This is a genomic window from Streptomyces sp. NPDC051105, from assembly GCF_040682795.1.
In the GTDB taxonomy this organism is placed as follows: domain Bacteria; phylum Actinomycetota; class Actinomycetes; order Streptomycetales; family Streptomycetaceae; genus Streptomyces.
Genome location: NZ_JBFBBR010000081.1, coordinates 1 through 1,146, shown reverse-complemented (window position 1 = coordinate 1,146; position 1,146 = coordinate 1). Strand labels below are relative to the sequence as shown.

Annotated in this window: 2 protein-coding genes; both read left to right on the top strand. The window is 34.2% G+C overall.

Annotation, left to right across the window (positions count from 1 at the left end; all coding sequences use genetic code 11):
- On the top strand, positions 1-504 hold a 504-nt coding region (gene pssD, locus AB0N16_RS41865; RefSeq protein ID WP_365806046.1), incomplete at its 5' end, for a PssD/Cps14F family polysaccharide biosynthesis glycosyltransferase.
- On the top strand, positions 504-1,010 hold the full coding sequence (locus AB0N16_RS41860) for a glycosyltransferase (RefSeq protein ID WP_046124632.1): 507 nt from the start codon (positions 504-506) through the stop codon (positions 1,008-1,010). The genes pssD and AB0N16_RS41860, both read left to right, overlap by 1 nt.
- The last annotated feature ends 136 nt before the right edge of the window (positions 1,011-1,146 follow it).

The window sequence follows — 1,146 nt, the reverse complement described above, 5'->3', positions numbered from 1 at the left end:
ACCTGTACCGGCACGGGCTGCGCCACCACGACCAGTACCAGCACGACCTCTACCATGAAAATAGCATTAGTAGGTTCCAGCGGTGGCCATTTGACACACCTGTATTTGTTAAAAAAGTTTTGGGAAAACGAAGATAGATTTTGGGTCACATTTGATAAAACAGATGCAAAATCTATATTGAAAGAAGAAAGATTTTATCCTTGTTATTATCCCACAAATAGAAATGTAAAAAACACGATAAAAAATACCATTCTTGCATTTAAAATACTTAGAAAAGAAAAACCAGATTTGATTATTTCGAGTGGTGCTGCGGTAGCCGTTCCTTTTTTTTGGTTAGGTAAACTATTCGGTGCAAAGACAGTCTATATTGAAATATTTGACCGGATCGATAAACCAACCTTAACAGGAAAATTAGTTTATCCAGTTACTGATAAGTTTATAGTTCAATGGGAAGAGTTAAAAAAAGTTTACCCTAAAGCAATTAATTTAGGAGGAATTTTCTAATGATTTTTGTAACGGTTGGAACTCACGAACAACCATTTAATCGACTCATTCAAAAAATTGATGAACTTGTACGCGATGGTGAAATCGAAGACGATGTATTCATGCAAATTGGGTACTCAACTTATGAACCCAAATATACTAAATGGGAAAAGGTTATTGGATATGAGACTATGGAAAGATGTATGAATGAAGCGAGTACGATTATTACTCATGGCGGACCATCTACCTATATGCAAGTATTACAACTAGGTAAAATTCCGATAGTTGTTCCACGGCAAATGAAATTTGATGAGCATATAAATGATCATCAACTTTGGGTAAGTAAACAGGTTGTGAAAAAGGGATACTCATTGATTTTGTGCGAAGATGTTGAAGACATTCTCGAAAATATTATTAGTTCCAAAATTTCAGATACCTTACAAAAAAATGTAAATCACAACACTGAATTCATAAAATTATTCAGTGCTGAAATTTACCAGCTATTTATAAAAAGTGAGAAGATATGATACCAAAAGTAATACACTATTGCTGGTTCGGAGGGCAACCTTTACCAGAATCTGCGCTAAAATGTATTGAAAGTTGGAGAAGGTTTTGTCCAGATTATGAAATAAAACAATGGTCTGAGAAAAACTATGATGTAAA

Coding starts and splice junctions, on each gene's coding strand:
- AB0N16_RS41860 (WP_046124632.1), top strand. CDS start 504: ATGATTTTTGTAACGGTTGGAACTCACGAACAACCATTTAATCGACTC.